Here is a 25,320-nt window from a genome sequence, read left to right as displayed (position 1 = left end):
CGATGACGTGATCCCGACTCGGTGAAATCGCTGATTGTGCTTGTCGTCGATGATGGTGGCGTGGCTCGGGTGTTTCCTCGTCGGTGGCGGCGGACGGTGGTGTTTGCGGTCTTGGCTGTCGCCTGTGGCCTGGTGGCGCTGTTCGCCTGGTGGAATCCGTGGGGGTGGGGGCTGCCTCGGCTCGGCTGGGCGGGTACGGAGCAGGCTGGCTGGATCGCCGGGATTATCGGCAGCGTGGTGGCTTTGGCGGCACTCGTCGACGAGTTCATAGCGCGGCGCGTCAAGCCTGGTCCGTCGCCGGTGCCGAGGGGTGCGGTGGTACGTGTCGGGCGGGTTCCGCAGCAGGCGGCGTGGTTTCAGAGCCGGCCTGCAGGCGCGGAGCTGTCGCGGGCTGCCAGGGCGGGCCGGACGGCGGTGTTGACGCAGGTGTTGTCGGGGATGGGTGGGGTGGGCAAGACCCAGTTGGCGGCGGAGTTCGCGCGCCGGTTGGAGCAGGATCGTGAGGTGGATGTGCTGGTGTGGGTGACGGCATCGAGTCGTGACGCGATCGTCGCCCGTTACGCCGAAGCTGCCCGCTCGGTGGGAGCCGCTCTGGTGGGGGACGGGGACGATGAGGCGGCGGCCAGCCGGTTCGTGTCGTGGTTGGAGCGCACGTCGAAGCGGTGGCTGGTCGTGTTGGACAACCTCGATAGCCCTGGTGACGCTGCGGACTGGTGGCTGCCGAACAATCGCAATGGTCGGACGGTGGTGACGACCCGTCGCCGTGATCCGGTGCTGCACACGGACGGCCGAGTCCTGGTCGACGTCGATGTGTTCAGCCCGGACAACGCTGTCGACTATCTTGATGGTGCGATCGGTGCCGGTGGTGACCAGGATGACGACTTGGCGGCGTTGGCCGTTGACCTGGGGTATCTGCCGTTGGCGTTGGCGCAGGCGGCCGCGTTCATCCGGGACCGGGGTCTCGATCCTGCCGCTTACCGGGCCCGGCTGACTGACCGACGGAAGAGTTTGATTGAGCTTGTCCCGCCGGACGATGCTCTGCCGGATGGACACCGGGCGACGGTCGCGGCCACGTGGTCGCTGTCGATCGACGTCGCGGACAGCCATCCGCCGGCCAGACTGGCTCGGCATGTGTTGAACCTTGCCGCTGTGCTGGATTCGAACGGCATTCCCGAGGCCGTGTTCGCCGCCGATGCCGCAGTGGCATATCTCGCCAACCGCAGCGGGCGTGACGATCTTACGAGGGATGAGGTGCGCGATGCGTTGCGCAACCTGCACCGGTTGAGCTTGCTAACCCACGACCCGCATACCGGTGTGATCCGTGTCCACGCCATTGTCCAACGGGTCACCCGCGATGCCCTCGGCTCGGTCCTCCTCACTGCTGTAGCCCAGACCGCCGCTGACGCCCTCTTGGCTCTCTGGCCGGCCGTCGACCGTGACCACGACACCACCCAGATCCTGCGCGCCAACACCGCCTCCCTGCGAACAGCAGCCGGGGACGCCCTCTACCACCCCAACGCTCACCCCCTGTTGTTCCGCGCGATCAACAGCCTCGGATGCACCGGACAAGTTCAATACGCCGCCGCCGCCCTCGAGCAGTTGCTCACCGGCATGTCGCGGCTACTGGGGCCCGACCACCCCGACATCCTGGCTACCCGTGGCTATCTTGCTCGGTGGTGGGGTGAGGCAGGTGATCCGGCTGGCGCAGCTGTCGCGTTCGAGCAGTTGCTCACCGATCGGCTGCGGGTACTGGGCCCCGACCACCCCGACACACTGACCACCCGCCACAATCTTGCCTACTCGCAGGGCAAGGCAGGCGATCCGGCTGGCGCAGCTGTCGCGTTCGAGCAGTTGCTCACCGATCGGCTGCGGGTACTGGGCCCCGACCACCCCGACACACTGACCACCCGCCACAATCTTGCCTACTCGCAGGGCAAGGCAGGCGATCCGGCTGGCGCAGCTGTCGCGTTCGAGCAGTTGCTCACCGATCGGCTGCGGGTACTGGGCCCCGACCACCCCGACACACTGGCCACCCGTGGCTATCTTGCTCGGTGGTGGGGTGAGGCAGGTGATCCGGCTGGCGCAGCTGTCGCGTTCGAGCAGTTGCTCACCGATCGGCTGCGGGTACTGGGCCCCGACCACCCCGACACACTGGCCACCCGTGGCAACCTTGCTCGGTGGTGGGGTGAGGCAGGTGATCCGGCTGGCGCAGCTGTCGCGTTCGAGCAGTTGCTCACCGATGTGTCGCGGGTGCTGGACCCTGACCATCCTCACACTCTGGTCACCCGTGGCAACCTTGCTCGGTGGTGGGGTGAGGCAGGTGATCCGGCTGGCGCAGCTGTCGCGTTCGAACAGTTGCTCACCGATCGGCTGCGGGTACTGGGCCCCGACCACCCCCATACTCTGGCTACCCGTGGCAGCCTTGCCTATTGGCGGCAACAGAACGACACCAATTGATTGCTATGAAGATGACTCCTCAGCGTGGATCTTGCTAGAGCACCCGCCCTCTCGGAGCCGGAGCGCCCCTGCCGGAGACCTGAGCTAAATGGCGCGGCGTGGGGGCGACTTCCCGGTGGTGGCGGTGGCTTTCCGCTGCGGCCGTGTCAACGACACCTGAAATTTGGCTCTGGCGCACATTCTGTGATTGATCTTGATGGCTGCTCAGGCTGATGCGAGAACGCGTTTGCGCAGGAGGTCGAGGTTCGCGCGGCCGTACATCTGCCGCTTGATCGTTTTGATACGGCTTACCTGGCCTTCAACCGGGCCTGAGCTCCAGGGCTGAGTAAGGCCGGCGACGACGGCGTCGCGGTCGCCGAGCAGGCCGGCGGCGAAGCCTCGGAGTTCGGGGTATCCGCAGCGCCGGGCGCGGTCGATACAGGCGTCGAGGTGGTGTCCGGTGCCCTGATAGCGGACCAGAGCGGTGAACCGTCGGGCGAGGTCGGCGACGGTGTCGAGGTCCGGACATCGGCGGCGGGCATCGGCGAGATCAGCGTGGTCGTCGTCGGTGAGTTTGTGGCCGGGTCGCATAATCCAGGCGTACTCCGCCCGCCGGCCTGGGCGCGGCGTACTCGCCTGCCGTCTACTGGAGCGTCGCTAAGATCTGTCACTCGCCGCTTGCGGAGACCGGACTGATGCGGCGCTCTCCCACCGGAGTGCCAGCGCCGATCACCTCCATCAAGTGTCCGTGCACGTCCCTTCGCCAACGATAACCAGCCGCGTCCGTGAATTCGATAGCAACAAAGAAGTCTTCAAGTCTCTCACCAGAAGGCATCTGATTGCCGTGCTCGTCGGTCTCACCGGATTCCACTCTTAAGGTCTGCTCTGGCATGACATTCACAGGATCCGTCGTAGGCGGAATGATGTTCACCCGAGTGGTCGCCCGTAGATCAAGCTCGTCTGCATCACCAGGGCCACGGTAGTAGAAATGAATCTTTACGTCGTGTACCGGGACCTGCGAAACGTTCCGGACGTGGGCACACGGCCATCCAGGGTTAAAACCGCTTCCCCGTGTCCGCCCAAACCAGGCACAGACTTGCGCGGCTTGCAAGCGCCGCTGTTCCTCCGCCCGTCCGCGTCGATCTTCTTCGGCCCGTTGGTCGCGCTCAGACTCTCGCTCATAGAGCTTTCGAGCGGTTCTACCGGCCCAGATTGCTGCACAGAACGCCCCGAGAGTCGTAATGAATGAGCCCCAGGCAGGAACGTCACCGAGGTCCACCTTACCAATATTCGCTAGAGCATCGATCAGCACAGAGACACGATAGCGCCAATCGACAACCCGCCGCCTCCCCACACAGACTACCGCATCCCGCCCGTAAACATTCACGTCTTGCTGGCGGGTTTGCTGTTGGGTAGCGTGACTCGCCGGGCCGAGCTGGGGGTGGTTGCCGTCTCGGACCGATCGTGATCTTGTGCCCGGGTGGTTGATCCGGAGGCGCTGTCGCGGGACGAGCTGATCGCGGTGGTCCGTGATCAGGCCGCTCAGTTGGCGGATCAGACGGCCGAGGTGGAACGGCTACGTGCGGAGTTGGAGCAGATCAAGCGGTTGATCTCGCGGAACAGCCGAAACTCCTCGATGCCGCCCTCGACCGATGATCTGCCTGGCCGGTCGGGTAGGAGCAAGCCCGCCGGCGGTGGGCGCTCGGGCGGGAAGAAGCCGGGGCGAGGTAGACAGCCCGGTGCGCCGGGATCGTATCTGCCCTGGTTGGACGAGGCCGACGTCCGGGTGGTTGACCAGCGTCCGTGCGGGCCGTGCGAGTGCGGGACGGACCTGGCGGGGGCTGTCGACGAGGGGGTGGTGTCGGCCAGTCAGGTCACCGACGTGCCGCTGGTCACCGCGTCGACGGTGGAGTACCGGCAGTACCGGGTCCGGTGCGGCTGCGGCCGGAAGCACGTCGCCGCCCCGCCGAAGCAGGCGGGGGTGGGTAACACCCGGGTGTACGGGGCGAACCTGCGCGCTCTCGCCGTGTACCTGCTGATCGTGCAGCACGTGCCGGTCGAGCGGTGCGTGCGGCTGATCGCCGATCTGGCCGGCACCCGCGTGTCGGCCGGGTTCGTCCACAAGGTCCTCGCCGCCGTCGCGGCGGCGGTGACCGACATCGTCACGATGATCAAGGCGTTGATCACCCTGGCCGAGGTGGTCCATTTCGACGAGACCACGATCCGAGCGGGTGCCGCGGGCCGCAACGGGTACGTATGGTCCGCGTCGACCGGCCGGTACACCCTGTACGCGCTGGCTGAGCGTCGCAGCGGCGAACAGTTCCGCACCATCGGGATCGGGCCGGCGTTCACCGGGGTCGCCGTGCACGACCGGTACACCGTCTACGACCAGGCCGGCAACTTCGCCGACGGGGTGCGGCACCAACTGTGCTGCGCACATCTGCTCCGCGATCTCGAAGACGCGGCCGAGACCTACCCCGACCACGTCTGGCCGGTCCAGTGCCAGCGGGCGCTACGCGGCCTGATCCACGCCGCGAACCTCGCCCGCGCCGCCGGACAGGCCGAGATCGACCCCGCCGTGCGTGACCCGCTGGTCCGCGAGTTCCGCGACGGCGTGATCGTCGGCCGTAAGGACGTCCCCCGCGTCGGCGGCCCCCGCGACAGGCAGCCGCCCGGCCGCAACCTACTCGAGGATCTCCACCACCGCCACGACGACGTCCTGCGGTTCTGCTACGACACCACCATTCCGCCGACGAACAACCTCGCCGAGCGTGACCTACGGCCGAACAAGACCCAGCAGAAGATCTCCGGCCGGCTCACCAGCGAGAAAGCCACCCGCGACCGGCTGACCATCCGCAGCTACCTATCCACTGCGGTCAAACACGGCGTCAACGCCATGACCGCACTCCGCGACGCCGTCACAGGGAACCCCTGGATGCCGCAGACCGCCCACATCCTCCAGGGCTGACCCCGCGCCCTCACAAGAGGTGAATGTTTACTCCCGCCCGCCGCCGAGCTGGACCGGGCCGCCGCCCCGACCGCCAGCGATGCAGGGCTTCAAGCTTCTAAGGGCGTCACGAACCATGGGTGGTCTACTCGGCCTGATCCGAACCGCACGTGACCGGTCCTCACACCTTCGACGCGGTCCGCTCCCGGTCGTCCATCTCGGTCCGGTACGACCCGCAACGTTCAGGTTTGCCATCGAAGGGCACGCTTCCTCGGATCATCCGAGGTACTACACCACCTGATGCCGCTTGGATGTGGTACCCGAGTATATTGGCGCGGTGGATATCGACACGATCGTACAGGCAGTGACGGCGATTGCTACCCCATTGAGCTGATCTCAGCAACGCAAAAGGTTTGATTGGTGCGACACGGGCGAATCCGGTGAAGCCGGACAGTGCTGGAGGAGGGCGTGGGGCCCTCGGTAGGTAGTTCTCACCACAAGATCACCCACCGGTGAGGACCCCACGTGATCGCATATCGTGCCATGGTCGACGTCCCCAGGGAACTCGTGCAGTACGTCAGTCGGCTGCTCGCCGCGGAACGCCGGACGCGGGGAACTCGTACCGGCACCCGTGCCCTGACCTGCTTCCGCCAGGCGCTGATGGTGCTCGTCTGGTTCCGCAAGGGCGAGGACGTCGCGCTGCTCGGCGCCGGCTTCGGCGTCTCCCGGGCGACCGCCTACCGGTACCTCGCCGAGGGCATCACGGTCCTCGCCGCACAGGCCGAGGATCTCCACGCCGCCCTGCGCCGGGTCGCCGCCGACGGTTGGTCCCACGTCATCCTCGACGGCAAACTGTTCGACTGCGACCGGCTCACCGAGACCACCCTGTCCGTCAAAGGCGAAACGATCGACGCCTGGTACTCCGGAAAGCACCGCGACTTCGGAGCGAACATCCAGGCGGTCGCCCGCCCGGACGGACTGCCGATCTGGACCTCACCGGCGATGCCCGGACACCTGCACGACCTGACCTGCGCCCAGACCCTCGGTGTCACCGCCGCCCTGAACTGGGCCGCCACCGAACTGGACCTGCCCACCCTGGCCGACTCCGGCTACGAAGGCGCAGGTCAGGGCATCAAGACCCCGGTCAAGCAGCCCACCGACGGCAGCCGACTCGCCCCCGACAACCGCTTCTACAACCGGCTGCTACGCAGCCTGCGCTGGCAGGGCGAACGCGGCTTCGCCATCCTGATCGGACGCTGGAAGACACTCCGTCACACCACCGCCAGCCCACGCAGAATCGGCGACATCGTCACCGCAGCACTACACCTGACCCACTTCGAATACAAGTACCTACCGCTAAGTCGTTGAGATCAGCTCATTGGCCGCCATAGCAACAGTTCTTAGTCGACGCCAGCGACTCCGAAAAGATATACGCGAAAATCTCGCGCTTGTTGAGGAGATCGAGAAGAACGATACTCTGCGAGAACATACGCCAACCGCGCTATGGATCCACGGAAGAATCACAATCGACGTTGCTCGACTTACAGGACAAAAGCTTGGTACCCCAAAGAAGCCAATACCTGTCGGCTCACTCATCTTCACCATCATACTCTGCGTCGGCTTTGGTCTCTGGACTTACTACATTGCGCATGATGGATTCGAATGGTACTCCGTATTCCCGGGCGTGGCCTCCGCTCTGATGATTATCGCCGCCCTGGGGATGTTCACCAATCGCGAACTTCCACCCGACCAGGATCCCACACTACCCCCTGGGGCAACTCCAGTTGCAGCACTAGACGAAGGGGAAAAACTGGCCAACAGAATTTCGCTATCCAAGGAAGGGATAAGTGAAAGATACGCCGAGAACGGCCCGGTCGGAGTTGTATATAGATTTCTTGCCGCAGCCCAGGAGGGCCGCCAGGAAGATTGGCTCCTTGCCGTAGATCAGAACTGGATTCACTGTCGCGTGCAGACTTGGTTGTGGGAAATCTCCAAGGATTCCGACGAGAATCTCATGCACCAAGATGATCTCGCCAATTCTCTTGCAACAAATGGACAGCCAAACGACGTCTGGGAAAGGTTCTTAACCGATGAGCGCAAGCATTTACAGAACCTGTGGCGGGATGTAGATCTTACCAAACTGGGTGCGGGTAGTGCGCAGAGAAGAATCGGGCCAGATTACGAAATGGTGATTTTGGCTCCAACTGGAGACACGGATGGATACGTTGTGCAGTCGGCCACGATTGTACGAGGAGCTCATACTTTCGTTGTTCACAAAGTCAAGAACTCGTGGAAGGTGGCGAACCATGTTGGTACAGCATCTCCCAGCCCCGGGTGGCCGCCGGCATGGTGGACCACGAGCGAGGAAATCTAGTTCCACAACTTGAATGACAATTCCGGACCGCGATCTATCGCAAACATTCAGGTGGTGCGCGCTGGGATTCCGCGTGGTGGCATAGCGTGATGGCCGGTTGGTTGGTGGCCGCCGGCTGATGTTGACCTGGGTGGGGTGGGGGTCAGGTGGGTGCGGGTAGGTTCGGCATCCAGGGTCGTCCGAGGATGGCGTCGCGCAGGACGGCCATTTTGTCGAGGCCGTTCTTCGCCGCGCTGGAGACGTAGCCGAGGATCTTGTACCGATCCTTGGTGCGTTGCTCGCTGGTGAGCCGCCCGGAGATCTTCTGCTGGATCTTCGCCGGTCGCAGGTCCCGTTCGGCCTGGTTCGACGTCGGCGGCACCAACAGGTCGTCAACGAAGCGCAGCACGTCGGCACGTCGGTCCCGGAAGACTTCCAACAGCAGGCGGGCTTTACGCTCACCCGGCCGGTTGCCGATGGTGCTGGTGTCGGACAGTCCGACCAGCACGCCGTGGTGCAGCCGGTACAGCAACTCGGCCTTCACTGTGGGGTCGATGCCCGGCCGGTTCTGCTCACGGGCCGTGTTCGTCTCGTGGATCAGCGCGCGCAGCGCGTCGGAGATCTGCTTCGGCCAGACCGCGTCGGGGTACACCTCGGCCGCACCGTCAAGATCACGTAACAGGTGAGCGCAACACAGTTGGTGGACCAGCGTGCCCAACTCGGCCGAGTCGTAGTTCCGGTACCGGTCGTGCACGACCACCGAGCCGGTCAGGTCCTTGACCACGAACGCCGTGAACGTGGCCAGGTCCCGGTCACCGACCTGGTAGTGAGTCCACAACTCGGTACACGCCACGAGCAGGTACTTCTCGGCCTTCTTACGGCCCGGCCTCGGCTTCTTTGGCCCGACCCGCAGCGGCGTCTCGTCACAGCACACCGCGTACGCCAGGGTGATCAACATGCGGATCCGTTTGTCGACCTCGCTGGTCAGCGCCGCGACCCGGGTCAGCACGCCGTGCACAAACCCCGGCGACGGTGTCGCACCGGTCAGCGACCGAAGCATCTGTACACACCGCTGCACCGGGATGAAATGCACGACCATCAGATAGACCGCCCACGCCTGCAGGTTCGGGCCGTACCCCACCGGACCGGCCCCCGCGCCTTCCGGCCGGGCCGCGGTGTGCAGCTTCCCGCACCCACACCGCACCGCATGCTGGTCGTACTGGGTCAGCGTCGCGGTCATCAACGGAACCTCGACCTGCTGATACCGGTCCACCACACCCAGATCCCGCGCGTCCACCAACTCCGCGCCGCACCCGCAACTACCCTCGGGGAACCGGTCCCGCCGCTGATCAGGAGCATCCGACCAGGCCAGGCTCGACCCCGGCGCACCCCGCTGCCTACCCCGCGTACCCGCCGGGGTGTCCCGCTTCTTCCTCGCCGCAGGTGGCGTACGCCCCGGATCATCATCCTTCGACGGCGGAGACGACGAGTTCGACGAGTTCCGCGACAACAGATGCTCGACCCGCGCCAGCCGCACCGCGAGCGCCTCGTACGCCGCCGTCAACTCCGCGATCTGCGCGTCCTGCTCAGCAATCCGAGCGTCCTGCGTCCGTGCCAGCGAGATCAACTCTTCACGAGACAGATCCTCCGACACCGACACGCCAAGATCAAACCACAACGGACAGAACGGCGTCGAGCCGGTCGAACCCCGTCACTCAACCCGCGCTGACCGTCACTCTTCGCGCACCACCTGAATGTTTACGATCTATCGTGTCAGCCCGAGCGCCGTTGCTAGACGGCTCACGCCAGAGGACTGTGATCCGGAGCGGGCCACGTCGGCAACTAATGCGCGGGCGGATGGCGCGTACAGGATCTCGGCGGGCGCGGCCCGGTGCGCCTCTTTCAGGATGTGTCCGGCCGCGAGCATGTTGCCGGCCTGCAGGTAGGTCCGTGCGATGCCTAGTAGGAATGCGGCCCTGTGCTCGGCGGCCAATCGCTGCCATCCATCCCGTCGTATGACAGCCTCGTGCAGCCTGATTGCGCCAGGGACGTCCCCGAGGTCTGCGGTCGCTAGAACCTGCGCGAGTTCGACGGCCGTAGGGCCAAAGCAGGTCTGTCGATGGTCCGCCCCGTCGCTGAACCGAGTGGCGATCTCGCGTGCTTGCTGGATCAATTCGCTAACGCTGCCCGTGTCACCGCATCGGGAAGCGGCCAGGGCGGCTTGGATAAGCAGCGCACCGTACACCGATAGCCGTTCCGGTGGAGCTTCATCGGATGCGGTGAGCGTGGTGCGGTGTGCGGCCGCGATGCTCGTTGCCATTGCGAGTCGGTACCGGCCCAGTGCTCGTAGGGTCTGAGCTAGCGAGATCGCTGCGGTTGCCGCTGACAGCGGATTGCCGCCGGCCGCTGTGACCGCTCGGTCGGCTGCCAGCAGGGCCAGGTTCGGTTCGTCGACCTTTAGCAGGACCGATGCAGCGATTCGGTACACCTGCACTATGAGGTTTGCATCGCTTGCTTGATGCCTGGCACTTGATGGTCGTGCCAGGTCGAGCAAGTTTGGTAGCGTCCGCAGTAGCTGCGGATAGTTCGCGTGCTGGAACGTCAGCCACGCGTGTGATACCTGCCGCGCGAACTCTCCCGGTCCTAAAGTCCTTTCGACACCCGTCCAGGCATCGAACACGTCGTAGCGGGTTAGGGCTGCGCGGACCCCCTCAATCCTGCCTACCTCGTCGGCAACCGCCGGTAGGCTGTCGGCTCCGAATAGTTCTGCCGGGTTGATGCGTAGTACGTCGGCGATGTGCTGGATGACTGAGAACCTGTCCAGTTTCCGTACGCCTCGCTCTACCTTTTCGACCCAGCTTTTTGACTTGCCGATGCGGTCGGCGAAGACTTGGAGGTCTATTCACAGGCGATCCTGTAGAAGTGCAGCCCGATGACACAGGAGATCGTTTCCGTGAAGGTCGCGAGCGGTCTGCGGTAGTCGGTGTGCAGGATTCTCCAGGTCTTCAGGTTTGCGATGACCTGTTCGACGACCCAGCGGATCTTGTTGACCTGCCTGTTGTATTCCTTCTGCCACTCTGTGAGCTCGCCGCCCTTGGGCTTCTTGTACGGAGTGATCATGCCGTTGCCGACGTAGCCCTTGTCGCCGATCCAGTCTCCGGGATTCAGGCTGACGAGAACACCGGTGTCGTTGATCGCGTACGAGTCGTGGTGGTTGCCGGTGACGGGATCGGAGACCCAGGCGAGCGCGCCGTCGAGGGTACAGGCGACCTGGACGCTCATGCCCGTGGTCTTGTGCTTGCCGGAGTACAGACAGCGGTCCGTGCGCCATGACCAGCAGGGGAACAGAGTGCCGTCGACGATGTACTGGGCGGTCGGGTCGAGCTCGTCGGCGGTCGGCACGAACCCCGCCAGCACGCGGTCGAGGACCGGGGTGATGGCGGTGACCGCCCGTGAGATCGTCGACTGGGAGACGCCGTGCGCCTCGGCGATCTCCGCTTGGACACGGTTACGACGCATGTAGGTCAACGCGACCACGAGGGCACGGTAGAGGCCGAGGACCGGGGGCCACGGTTCCATGCCCAGGTTCCGGCATTCGGCGCGGACCAGCACGCAGAGGTCGCGAATCTGATCGGTCGTGAAGCCGGTGGTATGATACATGCTCGGCGGTCCGCTTTTCTTTGGTTGTTGTGTGGAAACTCCATCCTATGGGAGGGCGGGCCGTCTCATTCATCGGGGGGTCCACTGTGGGTTACTGGACCCTGCTGAATAAGCCTCTTGTTGTGTCATTCGGCGTCGCATTCGCCATTGGGCTACTCGGCGGCCGATCGGTATCTGCGTCTCATCCTGGCCTTGCTTGGTCGTTGTCACGGCAGCGGTTGGCGGTCCGTGTTGCCGCCTCGCTGTTCGGTCTGCTCGTTCCAGTTGGCTGCTTGTGGGTTGGCCGGTGGGCTTTCGGTGTTGGGGTGGTCGCGTTTCTGTGCGGGGTGCACGACGTCGATTGCCAGGTGTGGACGTTGGAACAATTTCCCGAGCACGATGCCCTCCGTGGAATTGACCGGTTTTTGTCGCCCTTGCTTGGGGCCGTGACGTGGTTCGGTGAACCGTCGAAGCTGGTCCCGGTTGACCGGTCCGTCTCGGAACGTTCGGATGCTGCTGGCTTTAGGGGTGGGTCCAGCGGACGAAGCGTTGGTTGAGGTCTTCGGGGTCGGTGATGGCGTTGGGGTTGAGTTTGGTGATGTCTCGGGTGGCGAGGTGGAGCATGACGCCCATGTAGGTGGGTAGTGCTGCTGGGTTGTTGCTGAATTGGTTGATGAGGTCGATTCGGGCTTGTCCGCATGGCCAGGGGTGGGCGCAGGTGCGGCAGAGCCAAAGGGGTGAGGGGCCTCGCGTTTTCCGGACAGTGGTTCGGCCGGTTCTTTCACGCCGCGATTTGAAGGTTCTCGAACTCTGCGTGGACTTCCCGGGGAGGTCGGTAGCCCACCGCTGAATGCAGACGCTGACGATTGTACCAGAATTCGATGTAGGCAGTAACGTCCCGGCGTGCCGCCTCACGAGTGGGATACTTCACACGCGACACGCGTTCGTTCTTCAGCGCACCGAAAAACGATTCCGCCATCGCATTGTCGAAACAAATTCCGGTCCGGCCAGCAGATCGCCGCAACCTCAGATCCCGAAGCGTTCTGCCGTAGTCGTCCGACATGTAGTTGCTGCCCCGGTCCGAATGAAAGATGGCGTTCTTCCTGAGTTCGCGATTCCGGGCGGCGTTACGGATGGCGCGGGATATCAACGACGTCTGGTAGTGGTCGTCCATCGCGTATCCGATGACTTCCTTCGTGCAGCAGTCGATGACGGTCGCCAGATACAGCCACCCCTCGCCGGTCGGGATGTACGTGATGTCGCCGACGAGCTTCTCGCCAGGCGCGTCGGCGGTGAACTCCCGGCCGACGAGGTCAGGCACCGTGCCGGACGACGACTGGGTGAGACCCCACCGCCTCGGGCGGGGCTGGCACGGCACGAGCCCGAGCTCGCGCATCAGCTGGCGGACGAGTTCCGGCCCGGCGGACACGCCCTGGCGCCGCAGTTGCGCGTGGACACGTCGATGCCCGTAGGTGCCGTCGGACGCGGCGAACACCTCCTCGATGGCCGATCGAAGGTGGGCGCGGCGGGTGGCGGTCGCGGAGTCGGGGCGGGTTCGCCATTCGTAGTATCCGGACCTGGACACGCCGAGTTGTTCGCACATGAAGTCGACGGGGTAGGCGTACTTCGCGGTGTCGAGTCGCATCGTCTCGATGAACTCGTACAAGCTCGTTACCGAGGGTCCTTCGCGAAGTACGCCGCGGCTTTTTTCAGGAAGCTGTTCTCCATTTCGAGTTCCCGGTTGCGACGTTCGAGTTCCTTCAGTCGAGCGCGCTCGTCGACGCCGATCGGTGGGCTGTCCTGGGCGCCGCTGTTTTCCCGCCGGTACTGGCGGACCCAGGAACGGAGCGTCTCCGGGTGAACGTCGATCTCCCGGGCAACCTGCGACACTGGCTTGTTCGACTGTAGAACGAGTTGCACTGCTTCTTCACGGAACTCTGGGGTGTATGAGCTTATGCGTGCCATCGCGCTTCTTCCCTCGACTTTCCTTACAGGGTAACCTTATTGGCTCCCTGTCCGGAATCCTCGGGGCACCTCAGTGGCCTGATGACGACTCCCGCGAGCATGTACCCCCGCCCGGTGCGGGAGCTGTTGCCGGCCGCCCGTGCGATCGCCGTCCGCCTGGGCGAGGTTCCGTCGCGGAACCTGCTGATGCGGGAACTGCGGGTGGGTTCGCCGAAGGCGACCGCCCTGCGGGAAGCCCTGAACCAGGAACAGCAGGACCAGGACGGGGGTCAGGTCGAGTCCGCCGGTGGGCACCGGGGGTTGCACCTGGTCCGCGACACCACCACCGAGCGGCCCGCCGAGGCCGACGCACCGGCCCCGGTCGACCCGTCGCCGGTGTCGGCGGATGTGTCGGCGGACCCGGTGCCGACCGCCCCGTCTGACGAGTCGTCGGCCGGGTCCGGGGCGGACCTGCCGTCGCCGGTCGCCGAGGACACCGCACGACCGTTGTCGCCGGTGGGGGTGGACGGACACCCGGACACGAAGATCACTCCCGCTGGCCGTCGGGCGGGTCGGTCGCCGGTGCGGTCGTGGGTGCTGCTGTTGCTGGCCGCTCCCGCGTTCGTGGCGATCTGGTCCGGCTGGGTTGGGTTGGGTGAGCTGACCGGGTTCGGTGTGGTGCACCCGCTACCGGGCATCTGGGACACCTTGGCGGTGAACACGGCGATCACGTTGCCGATCGGCGTCGAAGCGTATGCCGCCTACGCGCTGCGGGCGTGGCTCGCACCCGACGGGGTCCCGCCACGGGCACGCAGGTTCGCGGCCTGGTCGGCGATCGGGTCGCTGGTTCTGGGCGCGGCCGGGCAGGTGGCGTATCACCTGATGGAGTCCGCCGGGATCACCGCCGCCCCGTGGTGGATCACGACCGTTGTCGCCTGTCTGCCGGTGGCTGTGCTCGGTATGGGCGCCGCTCTGGCTCACCTGCTGCACACCGACCGCCAGCAGCGGGAGCCCTGATTCTGCCCGGCGGCACAGCCCTACGGCCTGGAAACCAGTGCTGTGCCGCCGGCCCCTCGACCCTCAGCAAATCGCTTCGGGAAGGACTCTCATCGTGGCATCCACGTCGTCACCGGACGAGTTGCCGTCCACGGAAATCGTGTCGCGTATCCAGCACACCCCGGCCGGCGCGAAGGCGTGGGTGGAGCGTGACGGGCGCGGCCGGCTGTTCGTCCGCTGCCAGGGCTGCACCCTCTACCGGCAGGTCGACGGTATGGCTCCCGCCCTGGCCGCGCTGGTCAACCACCTACCGACCTGCCCCGCCGACGCGACCGGCATCGACCCCGGTCCGGCCTGACCGCCTCGTGTGCCGGTGGCGTGGCCGGACGGCACACCGCCCGCCGGCCGCGCCACCGACCCCTCAACCTCGCACGTTCCCCCTGGTTCTTCTGTTGGAGGCAACCCCCATGCCCACCCCTGACGACGGTTACGACTGGCAGGCAGCGGAAGCCGACCTCACCACCGACGGCAGTGCGGATGTGGTCGACCTGACCGCCCGCCGCCGCAAGACCAACCCGGCCGGGTCGTTCGCGGTCGACATCGACGACGAGAGCGACGACCGCGACGACGACGCCCCGGTCCCGGTCAACCCACCCGCTACCCCGCACGGTGGCCGGTCCCGGCTGGCCGCTGTGGTGGGTGCGGAGCGTCGGCCGATCATCCCCGGCTGGCTGCGCTCCCGGACCGAGTTGGCCAACGCCGTCCGGTGGACGGCAGGGCACTACACGCACGTCAGCATGTATCACCTGTCCCGGTCGCCGAAGTACGCCGCACGGTTGGCGTGGCGGGCACCGTTCGGTGTGGCCCGACTCGTGGGTCACACGGTCCGGTGGGTGACCGACGCCGAGGGTATCCCCGTGCGCCTGGCCGTGGTCCGGCAGGAAAACGCCGAACTGTACTTGAAGCTGTCGCGGCAGCGTGACGTACGGGTCCGATGGCGCGGCCTGGTCCTGACCGCGATCCTGCTGCTCGGCGTGCCGACCGTGCTCACGTTGATGGCGCTTGCTGGGTCGTGGCAGCGGTGGGCGATCCTCGCCGGTGTCGTGGCCCTGTTCGGTGTGGCGGGTACGCCGAAGGACAAGCCGTTGTTGGACGTGGCCGCTGTCAGTCCGCGTGTGCGGAAGCTGTCCGCCGACGTGGTCACCCGCGCGTTCCTCGCGGCCGGGTTGTGCAAGCCGGACGACCTGATCACCTTCCCCGCCCCGATCATGCGCGACGGACCCGGTTGGCGGGCCGTGATCGACCTGCCGTACTGGACGAACGCCGACAAGGCGATCAAGAAGCGGGACCAGTTGGCCGCCGGCCTCGACCTGGATGAGGTGCAGGTGTGGCCGGAGCGGGTACGCGGCACCGCCGGTTCCGCCCGCCGGCTGGCGTTGTGGGTCGCCGATGAGGACCCGTACGCGAAGGGGTCCGGCGCGTGGCCGCTCATCGCGAAGGGTGGTGTGGACATCTTCGCGCCGTTCCCGTTCGGGCAGGACCAGCGGGGACGCCCGGTGCCGCTGCTGCTCATGTTCACGTCCCTGCTGGTCGGTGCGATCCCGCGTATGGGCAAGACGTTCGCCGCACGCCTGCCCGTCCTGGCCGCTGCTCTGGATCCGATCGTTGAGCTGCACATCTACGACGGCAAGGGCGGGCAGGACTGGCGACCGTTCGAACGGATCGCCCACCGCACCGGTTACGGCGTCCGCGACGAGACGGTTCAAGCGCTGGTCGACGACCTACGCGGCCTGGTCGCCGACATGAACCGCCGCTACGACACCATCGCCACCCTGCCCGCCGACCTGTGCCCCGAATCCAAGGTCAGCCGACAGATTGCCGAGAAGCGGTCACTGAAGTTGTGGCCGGTGCTGGTGGCGGTGGACGAGTTTCAGCGCTACTCCGCCCACCCCGTGCACGGCGATGAGATCGTGTCGCTGCTGACCGAGCTGTGCAAGGTCGGCCCGTCGGTCGGCATCATGATTCTGCTCGCCACGCAGAAGCCGGACGGCAAAGCGGTCCCGACTGACCTGCGCGACAACATCGGTACCCGCTTCGCTCTGAAGACGATGACGTGGCAGTCCTCGGAAGCGGTGTTGGGTGCCGGGTCGTACACGGCCGGGTATGACTCGTCGCGGTTCCAGCGTGGTCACAAGGGCGTGGGCATTCTGCTCGGTGCGGACGACTCCGGATCGGTCGACGAGGCCGTGACCGTGCGGACGAACCTCGCCGAGATGGCCGACGTCGAGAAGGTCATCGACCGGGCACGCGGGTTGCGGGAGCGGGCCGGTACGTTGACCGGCCACGCCATCGGCGACGCACCCGAAGCCGTCGCCCGGACGGGAGACACCCTGTTGGACGACATCCTCACCGTCGTCCCCAAGGGTGAGGCGAAGGTGTGGTCAGAGACCGTCGTCGCCCGACTCGCCGAACTCCGCCCCGACGTCTACGGCGGATGGGAGACCGGGAACCTCGCCCCGGCGCTCAAGCCGTACGGGGTCACGGTCGGCCGGCAGGTGTGGGGCACCGATCCGGTCACCGGGGAACGCGCCAACCGTAAGGGCATCCTCCGCGACGACATCACCACCGCCGTAACCAAGCGTGACCAACGCCGTAAGGCGGGATAGCCGCTCACGGGCCGCTAGGTCTATCGGCACCACCCGCTAGACCTAGCGGCACCGCTAGCCCTCGAAACAAACCCCTGCCAGGACGCTAGCCGCCTAGCGCCCCTACCCCCGCACGCCCGAAAACCGCCCGTGGAGGCACCCCGTGGAGTCCCTGACCGCCCTCGCTAGCCTGCTCAGCCCCCTCGCCACCATTGTCACGTTCGGTTACCTGGTCACCTGCGCTATCTGGCCGTTCGGCCCCTGCCGACGCTGCCACGGCACCGGGAAACGCCGCGCCCCGTACGGCAAGGCGTTCCGCCTCTGCTACCGCTGCGACGGCACAGGACGCCGTATCCGCATCGGCCGGCACGTGTGGAACGAGATCCGCCGCGAACACCGCAACGGCACCCACCGATGAACCGCCGCCGGCACCCGCACGGGGAACACACCGACTGGTGCGCCCGTGACCACCGCTGCGGACACGACGGACACCGCTCCCCGTCCATGGTCGTCGACCTGCCCGGCCACGCCCGCGCGGTCCTCACCCGCATCCGCACCGGCGACGGACACGACCAGGCCGAGATACGCGTACGGGTCGCCCTGGCCGACGCCGACCCCGCCGCCCGCCGACAGCTGGCGGTCCTGCTCGCCGACCTGGACGACCTGATCACCCGCGCTGGCCGCGCCCGGTATCCCCGGCCGCGCCACCACCGTCCCGCTGCCTAACCACCGATCGACGACGAAGGAGGAACGCCGTATGAGTCGACAGTCCACCCACGACCACAACGCGGAACGGGCCGTGATCGGCGCGGCGCTGGTCGCCCCGCCGGTCATGGCCGACCTGATCGCCCTGCTCGGCCCGGACGATTTCCACCGACCGGCCCACGGGATCATCTGGCAGGCGTTGACCGCCGTGCACGCCACGGGTCAAGCCACCGACCCCATCACCCTCACGGCCTACCTTGCCGAGTCGGGCGAGTTGGGCAAGGTCGGTGGTGCCCCCTACCTGCACACGCTCATGCAGGGCGTTCCCGCCGCCGCGAACGCGGGACACTACGCGCGGATCGTGGCCGACCATGCCGCCCGCCGCCGGGTCGTCGACCTCGGAGAGCGGCTGACCAGCCTCGCCGCGTCCGGTGCCGATGTCGCCGACGTGGTGGGGACCGGTCGTGCGCTGCTCGACCAGGCCGACACAGGCGGGTGGGCACCGCTGATTCCGCTCGGCGACCGCCGCCACCTGCCCGCGTTCCCCGCCGAGATGCTGCCCGCCTGGGTCGCCGACATGGTCTACGGGGTCGCCGAGTTCACACAGACCCCGGTCGACCTGCCCGGCTGCATCGCCCTGGCCGCACTGTCGACAGCTGCCGGTGGCCGCGCCGAGGTGGAGGTACGCGGGTCGTGGCGGGAACCGGTCAACCTGTTCACCGTCGTCGTGTTGCCGCCGGGTTCCCGCAAGTCGGCGGTGTTCTCGGCGATCACCGGCCCTCTGTTGGCCGCTGAGAAGGCGTTGGTGGAGCGGACCCGACCGGCCATCGTCGAAGCAGAGTTGGCCGCACGGGTGGCCGGGAAGACGGCTGAGCGGACCGCGATCGCCGCCGCGAACGCGGACGCGTCCGGGCGTGACACCCTGCTCGCTGAGGCGACCGCCGCCGCGATGAACGCCGACACCATCACCATCCCCGCCCTACCGCAACTCGTCGCGGACGACGTCACCAGCGAGGAAGCCGCATCCCTGCTCGCCGAACAGGGCGGACGCCTGGCCGTGCTGTCCCCGGAAGGCGGCATCTTCGCCACCATCGCCGGCCGCTACTCCGGAACCCCCAACCTGGAAGTCTTCCTCAAAGGCCACGCCGGGGACATGCTGCGCGTCAACCGCCGGTCCCGTGCCCCGGAACACGTCGAACATCCCGCGCTGACACTCGGTCTGGCCGTGCAACCCGACGTCCTACGCGACATCGCAGACATGCCCGGATTCCGCGGCAAGGGGCTGCTGGCGCGCATCCTGTTCAGCCTGCCGGAGAACACCGTCGGACGACGCCGGATCGGAGCCGACCCCGTACCCGAACCGGTCGCCACCACCTACGCAGCCAACCTCGCCACGCTCGTGATGTCCCTCGCTGAGTGGACCGACCCGGCCGTGTTGCCACTCACCCCCGACGCCAACGCGCGGGTACTCGACATCGAACGGGCCGTGGAACCCCGGCTGGCTCCCGGTGGCGCATGGTCACACCTGATCGACTGGGGCAGCAAGTACACGGGTGCGGTCGTGCGGATCGCTGGACTGATCCACCTCGCCGAACACCTACGCGACGGATGGGGAAAACCCGTCCAGGCCGACACCATCGACCGGGCCGCCCTGCTCGGCGACTACTACGCCGCGCACGCCCTGGCCGCGTTCGACGACATGGGAGCCGACCGGACCAGCCGCCACGCCCGCCACGTCCTCACCTGGATCGAACGCACCACCACGACCGCCTTCACGAAACGGGAGCTGTTCCGCGCGGTCCGCAGCAGCCAACTGCCCACCGTCGCCGACCTCGACCCCGCCCTGTCCCTGCTCGAAACCCACGGCTACATCCGCCGCGTCGACGCACCGCGCACGCGGGCCGGTGGTGGCCGACCGCCGTCGCCGTCCTTCCTGGTCCACCCCGACGTGCACGGGCAACCCGCCGCCACCGTCCACGCCCTGCCGGACGCCGTCCGGCGGACCGCCTGATGCCCCGGACAGAACTGACACAACCCCCCGCTGACCGAGGTTCTGTCAGTTCTGTCAGTTCTGTCCACGGCCACACACTCCCGCCGGACCGGCCAGCAGCCCTGCCGCACCGGCACAGCCGAGACACCACCGCCACCGGCCCGCACCGGGCCGAACCCTCGACACGAACCGCCACCAAGCATCACCGGGGAGAAGCGTGAACAGCGCAGATCGCATGGTCCTCACCATCGAAGAAGCCGCCCAACGACTCGGCGTCGGCCGAACCACCATGTACGCCCTCGTGATGAACGGCGAGATCCGGTCCGTCACCATCGGCCGACTTCGCCGCGTCCCCGTCCGCTGCCTCGACGACTACGTGACCGCCCTGCTCGGCGACCAGCCGACCGACCAGGCCGCCTGAGAGGGGACACCATGGGACGTAAGCCCAACGGCGCATCCAGCATCTACAAGGGCACCGACGGCTACTGGCACGGCCGGGTCACCGTCGGCGTCAAGGACAACGGTCGCCCCGACCGCCGCCACGTCTCCGCGAAGACCGAAGCCGAGGTCACCCGCAAGGTTCGGGCGCTGGAACGGGAACGCGACAACGGCACCGTCCGCAAGACCGGCCAACGCTGGACGGTAGAGAAGTGGCTGACCCACTGGGTGGAGACGATCGCCGCGCCGTCCGTGCGGGAAACGACGATGGTCGGTTACCGAGCCGCTGTGTACAAGCATCTGATCCCTGGCATCGGCGCGCACCGCCTTAACCGCCTGGAGCCGGAGCACCTGGAGAAGCTGTACGCGAAGATGATCCGCACCGGCAGCGCACCGGGCACGGCACACCAGGCGCACCGGACGGTCAAGACCGCGCTGAACGTCGCCCTACGGCGCGGTCACGTCGCGCGCAACGTCGCCCAGCTCGCCAAGGCACCCCGCCTGGATGAGCAGGAAATCGAGCCGTTCACCGTCAAGGAAGCGCAGCGAATCCTGACCGCCGCCGCGAACCGGCGCAACGGGGTCCGCTTCGCCCTGGCCCTGGCGCTCGGACTCCGTAAAGGGGAAGCGCTCGGCTTGAAGTGGCGACGGATCGACCTTGACCGGGGACTGCTTCGTACCCCGCGTCAGCTTCAGCGGCACAAGTGGCAGCACGGATGCGACGACCCGCACGCCTGTGGGCAACTACGACACAAGGTCGACCCGTGCCCGCCGGACTGCCGACGACACAAGCAGCCCTGCCCGCCGCCCTGCCCGGCCGGTTGCACGCGCCACGCCAGCAGTTGCCCGAAACGCCACGGTGGCGGGTTGAAGGAGGTCGACGTCAAGTCGCGTGCCGGACGCCGGGCGGTCGGCATTCCCCGGCCGTTGTTGGATGCGCTCAGGCAGCACAAGGCGATGCAGGAGAAGGAACGTGAGGTGGCCGCGCAGCTCTGGCAGGAAGGCGGCTGGGTATTCGCCCAGCCGAACGGCAGGCCGATCGACCCGCGAGCGGATCACGAATCGTGGAAGGCGCTGCTGAGGGAGGCGAACGTACGGGACGCCCGGTTACACGACGCACGGCACACCGCCGCAACGATCCTGTTGGTCCTCGGCGTACCGACCCGCGCGGTCATGGAGGTGATGGGCTGGTCTCAGATGGCGATGACGACCCGCTATCAACATCTGGCACCGGGCGTGGTGTCCGGCATCGCCGACCAGGTGGCCGGGCTGCTCTGGGAGCCGACTGAGACGACGGACGACTAACTGAGACTGAAACTGAGACGAGACAGGGCACCGGACATCCGGTGCCCTGTCTCGCGTGCTGGTCAGAGTGTGGGCGCGGCAGGTTTCGAACCTGCGACCCCTCGCTTGTAAGGCGAGTGCTCTCCCACTGAGCTACGCGCCCGGGCATCACAAGAATCGCCGGCCCGGCGGCGGCCAGTTTACCCTGCCTTCTCCAGCGCGGCGCGACCGAGTTCCCGGCGGCCGGCGACCCGTACGGCCGGCGAGCGGATCACCCGGCCCGCAGGGCCCGCTGGACGGTAGCGGGCCCCGCAGGGTCGGACGCTGGTCAAACGGCCCGGAGGCTGGTCAGTTGTCCGTGACGCGGGTCAGTCGGCCAGGTCGGCCAGCGCCTTGCGCCACACGGCCTGGTCGCGGGCCTGGCCGGGCCCGTTCATTTCGGCGAAGCGGACCACACCGGTCTTGTCGATCACGAACGTGCCCCGGTTGGCGATCCCGGCGGAGTCGTTGAACACCCCGTACGCCTGGGCGACCGCGCCGTGCGGCCAGAAGTCGGCGAGCAGCGGGAACTGGAAGCCTTCCTGCTCCGCCCAGATCTTGTGGGTGTAGACGGAGTCCACGCTGACGGTGAGCGTCTGCACGTCGTCGTTGACGTAGGCGTCGATGTTGTCCCGCACCTCCTGCAGCTCGCCCTGGCAGGTGCCGGTGAACGCGAGCGGGTAGAAGATCAGCAGGACCGCCTGCCGACCCCGGAAGTCGGTCAGCCGCACCTCCTGGTTGTTCTGGTCCTTGAGGGTGAACTCCGGTGCCGGCGTGCCGACCTCGACGGGCATGTGCGCTCCTTCACTCACTTCTTGGCCTTGGCCCCACGGCGCAGCACCAGCCGGGCGGCACTCCAGTCCTTGCCGGCGTTGACCATGGAAGTCTGTTGCAGTCCGGCGCTGGGCGCGGACTCGCTGATGTCACTCGGCTCGACGTGGCCGTCACGCCCGGCCTTGGGCGTCAGCAGCCACACCACCCCGTTGTCGGCCAGCGGGCCGAGCGAGTCGACGAGCAGCTCGAACAGGTCTCCGTCACCGTCGCGGTACCACAGCAGCACCGCGTCGACGACCTCGTCGGTGTCCTCGTCGACCAACTCGCCGCAGCGGTCGGTCAGGGCGTCGCGGAGATCCTGGTCGACGTCGTCGTCGTAACCCATCTCCATGACCACCATGCCCGGCTCGATGCCGAACCGGTCCGCCAGGCTCCGTACGCCGTCGGCGGCCTGACCAGCGGTCGCGCTCACTGTTACTTGCCTCCTCGTCTTGAGCTGCCGGTATCCGTCGGACACCGATAGCGGGTAGTTCACACAGTTGTGCCGCCCGGCGCAAGTGGCGCACCGAGTTCACCGGAATTTACCGTGCCAGCAGCGCTCGGGCACCCTGGGTGATGGCATCTTCGCCGACCAGCACCTGGTTGGCGGCCGGGCCGAGTGGGACGTAGGTGTCCAATGCCGCTATCCGGGCAGCGGCTCCGACGTATCCGGCTTCGACCAGCGCTGCCAGCACTCCCTCACCGACCCCGCCGGAGCGGCGGGTCTCGTCGACCACCAGCACCCGACCGGTGGCCGTCGCCTCGCGGATGATGTCGGCCACCGGCAGCGGCGCGAGCCAGCGCAGGTCGACGACCCGGCAGCCGGCTCCTTCGGCAGCCAGCCGGGCCGCGACCCGCAACGACATCCGTACGCCGTTGCCGAACGTGATCACCGTCAGGTCCTCGCCGCTGCCGACGGAGTAGCTGCGGGCCCGGCCGACCGGGATGTGCCGGGCGCCCCACTCCCCTGGCGGGGTGTACGGCGCCAGCCACAGTCCGTCGTCCGGCACGTGCAGGTCACTGGTGTCGTAGAGGGCGACGGGCTCCACGAAGACGCACACACTGCCGTCGACCGCCGCGCTGGCCAGGCAGGATCTCAGCAGCCCGGCGGCATCGTCGGCCCTGGCCGGCACGGCCAGCACCAGGCCGGGTACGTCCCGCAGCACCGCCAACGAGTTGTCGTTGTAGAGGTGCCCGCTGAGGCTCTCCTGATAGGCGAGACCGGGCACGCGCAGCACCATCGGGTTACGGTAGCCGCCCCGGGAGAGGAACTGCAGCACGGCGGCCTCGCCGCGCAGCTGGTCCTCGGCGCTGTGCAGGTGGCTCAGATACTGGATCTCCGGCACCGGCAGCTGACCGGCGAGGCCGGCACCGAGTCCGATGCCGAGGACTGTGGTGCCGTCGCCGGTGGTGTCAAAGACGCGATGGTCGCCGAACCGGTCCTGCAGCCCGGCGGTGACGCCGTGCACGCCGCCCTTGGCGGCGACGTCGGCACCGAACACGGCCATCGCCGGGTACGACAGCAGACCGTCGGCGAGCGCCGCGGTGATCGTCTGGGCCAGGGTCATCGGCCCGCGTTCCTCCGGCAGCCGGGTGCCGAGGGTGGTGGCGCGGGTGGTGGCCGCGGCTCCGGCCGCGCGGGCACCGGTGTCGGCGACCACCCGGGCGACCCGGATCGGCCGGCGCGGTGCGAGAGTGGCCACGACCTGTCCGGCGGTGTCGAGCTTGGCCTCCCCGATGACCTCCTCGGCGACCTTGCGCACCTGCCAGCCGACTTCGTCGTACCGGGAAATGATCTCGTCGGGGCTGGCCAGGCCGGCGGCGACCAGCAGCCGCGCGGTGCCTACCAGTGGGTCGCGGGCGACGTCGCGGTCGATCTCCTCGGCCGACCGGTACGCCGATTCGACGTCGGCGCCGCTGTGCCCCATCAGCCGGACGGTGGACAGGTGCAGCACCGCCGGCCGGCGGTGCTCGCGGACCCAGGCGGCAGCCTCGGCAGCGACGTCGTAGGTGGCCGCTAGGTCGCACCCGTCGGCGGCGAAGTACCGCAGCCCTGGTCGGGAGCGCAGCGTCTCGGCGACCCAGCCGTCCGGCGACCGTACGCTGCCGCCCAGTCCGTTGTCCTCGCAGACGAACAGCACCGGCGTGGACAGCCCCGCGTGGTCGGCCCAGCCGGCGGTGTTGAATGCCGACGCAGCAGCGGCGTGGTTGACTGCCGCGTCGCCGAAGCTGCAGACCACGATGGCGTCGTCCGGCCAGGGCAGCCGGGGTTCCAGGTACGGCCGGCCGACTGCGGCGGACCGGGCCAGCCCTGGTTGACGTTGCCGGACGGTCGGCACCATCCGGCGCATCCGGTCGATGCCGAGCGCGGTCCCGACCGCCCGGGGCAGGTGCCCGCCGACGGTGCCGGAGGTGGGCACGATGTTGATCGCGGTGTTGCCGAACACCTTGCCCCGGCCACCGGTGGTCGGGTCGGCGGCGGAGGCAACGGCACCGCGCAGCACGTCCCGAGCGGCGTCGGTGACCGGGTCGGTGCCGGGGTCGCCGGCGTCGGAGTCGGCCACGCCGGAGCGAAGGCCCGGCTCGACGCCGGGCTCGTGGCCGGCGGCGAGGCCGGCCTGGGCGAGCCGGGCGCAGTAGAAGCCACCGGACCGGTAATGCAGTAGCGCCGGGTCGGTCACCCGGACGGCGGCGGCGAGCGCCGCGTTGCCCTCATGGCCGGACGAGCCGAGTGTGTAGAAACCTTCTCCGAAGCTGCGCAGCCAGCGTTTGGCCAGGTCGAGATGGCGGCTGGTGAGTTGGGCGTCGAACAGCGCCAGCGCGGACTGCCCGGTGAGCAGAGTGCCGTCGCGTACCGGTTGTTCGGGGGCCCGTCGGTCCGGTGCGGTGTCCATCGCGGCGACCGCGGTGCGGAACCGTTCGTCGAGGTCCTGCGGGGTGGTCACGTCGGACAGCATTACCGACGCCCGCCAGGCGCGGCCACCGGGCGGCGAGCGGGCCGCCGCTGGGCCGGGTCGGGGCAGACTGCAGCGCCGCTGGTGGCCGGGGAGGTCATGGTCGCGATGCTACGCGGCAGCCCGGGAAACGGCAG

General features: G+C 67.4%; 20 protein-coding genes, 1 tRNA gene and 1 pseudogene. 12 read left to right on the top strand and 10 right to left on the bottom strand.

The window, feature by feature from the left end:
- Positions 1–111 precede the first annotated feature (111 nt).
- Positions 112–2,457, top strand: coding sequence for an FxSxx-COOH system tetratricopeptide repeat protein (fxsT, locus tag O7543_RS29500; protein ID WP_281550871.1), 2,346 nt, complete (start codon positions 112–114; stop codon positions 2,455–2,457).
- Positions 2,458–2,661: 204 nt separating this feature from the next.
- Here fxsT and O7543_RS29495 read toward each other — a convergent pair.
- Both O7543_RS29495 and O7543_RS29490 read right to left on the bottom strand, forming a co-directional pair.
- Positions 2,662–3,048 (bottom strand): annotated as a pseudogene (locus O7543_RS29495) (transposase); the annotation flags it as partial.
- Between the two features lie 55 nt (positions 3,049–3,103).
- Positions 3,104–3,367 carry a hypothetical protein gene (locus O7543_RS29490; RefSeq protein ID WP_281550872.1) on the bottom strand — a complete coding sequence of 88 codons (264 nt, stop codon included), beginning with the start codon at positions 3,365–3,367 and terminating at the stop codon, positions 3,104–3,106.
- Between the two features lie 549 nt (positions 3,368–3,916).
- Here O7543_RS29490 and O7543_RS29485 point away from each other — a divergent pair.
- The 3 genes from O7543_RS29485 (at position 3,917) to O7543_RS29475 (ending at position 7,757) form a co-directional block, all read left to right on the top strand.
- Complete coding sequence (locus O7543_RS29485) at positions 3,917–5,404, top strand: IS66 family transposase (protein WP_281551243.1); 1,488 nt, start codon at positions 3,917–3,919, stop codon at positions 5,402–5,404.
- A gap of 504 nt (positions 5,405–5,908) precedes the next feature.
- Entirely contained in the window at positions 5,909–6,751 is an 843-nt protein-coding gene (locus tag O7543_RS29480) for a transposase family protein (protein WP_281550875.1), read from the top strand.
- Between the two features lie 10 nt (positions 6,752–6,761).
- Positions 6,762–7,757, top strand: coding sequence for a hypothetical protein (locus O7543_RS29475; protein ID WP_281550876.1), 996 nt, complete (start codon positions 6,762–6,764; stop codon positions 7,755–7,757).
- Between the two features lie 142 nt (positions 7,758–7,899).
- Here O7543_RS29475 and O7543_RS29470 read toward each other — a convergent pair whose 3' ends face one another.
- The 4 genes from O7543_RS29470 to O7543_RS29455 form a co-directional block, all read right to left on the bottom strand.
- Entirely contained in the window at positions 7,900–9,396 is a 1,497-nt protein-coding gene (locus O7543_RS29470; RefSeq protein ID WP_281550677.1) for an IS66 family transposase, read from the bottom strand.
- Positions 9,397–9,501: 105 nt separating this feature from the next.
- Positions 9,502–10,290: a hypothetical protein gene (locus O7543_RS29465; protein WP_281550877.1), complete on the bottom strand. Its 789-nt coding sequence runs from the start codon at positions 10,288–10,290 to the stop codon at positions 9,502–9,504.
- A gap of 344 nt (positions 10,291–10,634) precedes the next feature.
- Positions 10,635–11,273: a transposase family protein gene (locus O7543_RS29460; RefSeq protein WP_281550878.1), complete on the bottom strand. Its 639-nt coding sequence runs from the start codon at positions 11,271–11,273 to the stop codon at positions 10,635–10,637.
- Between the two features lie 883 nt (positions 11,274–12,156).
- Positions 12,157–13,340, bottom strand: a protein-coding gene (locus O7543_RS29455; RefSeq protein ID WP_281550879.1) for an IS3 family transposase whose coding sequence is annotated in 2 segments (ribosomal slippage) — positions 12,157–13,073 and positions 13,073–13,340 — 1,185 coding nt in all. Because the reading frame shifts where the segments join, the coding sequence is not laid out codon by codon here.
- 81 nt (positions 13,341–13,421) lie between these two features.
- Here O7543_RS29455 and O7543_RS29450 point away from each other — a divergent pair.
- The 8 genes from O7543_RS29450 to O7543_RS29415 all read left to right on the top strand — a co-directional run bounded on the left by O7543_RS29450 (position 13,422) and on the right by O7543_RS29415 (position 21,398).
- Positions 13,422–14,336, top strand: a complete 915-nt coding sequence (locus O7543_RS29450) for an ABC transporter permease (RefSeq protein ID WP_281550880.1) — start codon at positions 13,422–13,424, stop codon at positions 14,334–14,336.
- A 94-nt stretch (positions 14,337–14,430) separates the two neighbouring features.
- On the top strand, positions 14,431–14,673 hold the full coding sequence (locus O7543_RS29445) for a hypothetical protein (RefSeq protein WP_281550881.1): 243 nt from the start codon (positions 14,431–14,433) through the stop codon (positions 14,671–14,673).
- A gap of 109 nt (positions 14,674–14,782) precedes the next feature.
- The gene (locus O7543_RS29440; protein ID WP_281550882.1) at positions 14,783–16,981 is read left to right on the top strand and encodes a cell division protein FtsK; all 2,199 of its coding nucleotides are present in this window, start codon (positions 14,783–14,785) and stop codon (positions 16,979–16,981) included.
- Positions 16,982–17,123: 142 nt separating this feature from the next.
- Complete coding sequence (locus O7543_RS29435; RefSeq protein WP_348650022.1) at positions 17,124–17,378, top strand: hypothetical protein; 255 nt, start codon at positions 17,124–17,126, stop codon at positions 17,376–17,378.
- On the top strand, positions 17,375–17,686 hold the full coding sequence (locus tag O7543_RS29430) for a hypothetical protein (protein WP_281550883.1): 312 nt from the start codon (positions 17,375–17,377) through the stop codon (positions 17,684–17,686). Before O7543_RS29435 ends, O7543_RS29430 begins: the two co-directional genes overlap by 4 nt.
- A gap of 31 nt (positions 17,687–17,717) precedes the next feature.
- A complete protein-coding gene (locus tag O7543_RS29425; protein ID WP_281550884.1) occupies positions 17,718–19,676 on the top strand; it encodes a DUF3987 domain-containing protein in 1,959 nt (652 codons plus the stop codon).
- A 196-nt stretch (positions 19,677–19,872) separates the two neighbouring features.
- A complete protein-coding gene (locus tag O7543_RS29420; RefSeq protein ID WP_281550885.1) occupies positions 19,873–20,076 on the top strand; it encodes a helix-turn-helix domain-containing protein in 204 nt (67 codons plus the stop codon).
- A gap of 11 nt (positions 20,077–20,087) precedes the next feature.
- On the top strand, positions 20,088–21,398 hold the full coding sequence (locus O7543_RS29415) for a site-specific integrase (RefSeq protein WP_281550886.1): 1,311 nt from the start codon (positions 20,088–20,090) through the stop codon (positions 21,396–21,398).
- A gap of 70 nt (positions 21,399–21,468) precedes the next feature.
- Here O7543_RS29415 and O7543_RS29410 read toward each other — a convergent pair.
- The 4 genes from O7543_RS29410 to O7543_RS29395 form a co-directional block, all read right to left on the bottom strand.
- Positions 21,469–21,540: transfer RNA gene (locus O7543_RS29410), tRNA-Val, on the bottom strand.
- A gap of 205 nt (positions 21,541–21,745) precedes the next feature.
- The gene (locus O7543_RS29405) at positions 21,746–22,210 is read right to left on the bottom strand and encodes a peroxiredoxin (protein ID WP_281550887.1); all 465 of its coding nucleotides are present in this window, start codon (positions 22,208–22,210) and stop codon (positions 21,746–21,748) included.
- 14 nt (positions 22,211–22,224) lie between these two features.
- Entirely contained in the window at positions 22,225–22,662 is a 438-nt protein-coding gene (locus O7543_RS29400; protein ID WP_123602854.1) for a DUF3052 domain-containing protein, read from the bottom strand.
- Between the two features lie 109 nt (positions 22,663–22,771).
- Positions 22,772–25,186, bottom strand: coding sequence for a transketolase C-terminal domain-containing protein (locus O7543_RS29395; RefSeq protein ID WP_281550888.1), 2,415 nt, complete (start codon positions 25,184–25,186; stop codon positions 22,772–22,774).
- Between the last annotated feature and the right edge of the window lie 134 nt (positions 25,187–25,320).

This window comes from Solwaraspora sp. WMMA2080 (assembly GCF_027497395.1).
GTDB lineage: Bacteria > Actinomycetota > Actinomycetes > Mycobacteriales > Micromonosporaceae > Micromonospora_E.
This window is presented reverse-complemented; position numbering and strand designations above follow the sequence as displayed.

Excerpts from the sequence above, each read along its gene's own strand:
- O7543_RS29430 (WP_281550883.1), top strand. The coding sequence starts at position 17,375 with ATGAACCGCCGCCGGCACCCGCACGGGGAACACACCGACTGGTGCGCC.
- O7543_RS29405 (WP_281550887.1), bottom strand. The coding sequence starts at position 22,210 with ATGCCCGTCGAGGTCGGCACGCCGGCACCGGAGTTCACCCTCAAGGAC.
- O7543_RS29395 (WP_281550888.1), bottom strand. The coding sequence starts at position 25,186 with ATGCTGTCCGACGTGACCACCCCGCAGGACCTCGACGAACGGTTCCGC.
- O7543_RS29425 (WP_281550884.1), top strand. The coding sequence starts at position 17,718 with ATGAGTCGACAGTCCACCCACGACCACAACGCGGAACGGGCCGTGATC.
- O7543_RS29440 (WP_281550882.1), top strand. The coding sequence starts at position 14,783 with ATGCCCACCCCTGACGACGGTTACGACTGGCAGGCAGCGGAAGCCGAC.
- O7543_RS29415 (WP_281550886.1), top strand. The coding sequence starts at position 20,088 with ATGGGACGTAAGCCCAACGGCGCATCCAGCATCTACAAGGGCACCGAC.
- O7543_RS29450 (WP_281550880.1), top strand. The coding sequence starts at position 13,422 with ATGACGACTCCCGCGAGCATGTACCCCCGCCCGGTGCGGGAGCTGTTG.